This is a genomic window from Parendozoicomonas callyspongiae (assembly GCF_023502345.1).
Classification (GTDB): Bacteria; Pseudomonadota; Gammaproteobacteria; order Pseudomonadales; family Endozoicomonadaceae; genus Sansalvadorimonas; species Sansalvadorimonas callyspongiae.
In genome coordinates this window covers 1-264 of the sequence record NZ_JAMFLX010000179.1, presented here as the reverse complement: position 1 = coordinate 264, position 264 = coordinate 1, and the positions used below count along the sequence as shown (strand labels likewise).

The following is a 264-nucleotide window of genomic DNA, read 5'->3' as shown; positions in this document are numbered from 1 at the left end:
TACGGCACATCAATGTCTAGTTGGCCTCAAGCAATGAAAACAACTAAAGAATTAAGGTCATTAGCTCAAAGAATTAGAGGGCACTGGGAAACGGGGAATCCTATTACTCTCCCTGCGCATGAAATCGAAGAAATCGTATACTTTGCTGTAAATCATTACTGGCAACATAGATTTGATATAGGGCAAATAATAATCTCAATTAACCTATTCACTGAGCGTAAAAATACTGTACAACCCAAAATTCTTGCTGGATTAATAAGTAGC

Annotated in this window: 1 protein-coding gene; it reads left to right on the top strand. The window is 37.1% G+C overall.

The window, feature by feature from the left end; translation table 11 throughout:
• Window positions 1–33: 33 nt before the first annotated feature.
• Window positions 34–264 (top strand): hypothetical protein (locus tag M3P05_RS20835; RefSeq protein ID WP_249702074.1); only part of this gene is annotated, 231 nt, incomplete at its 3' end.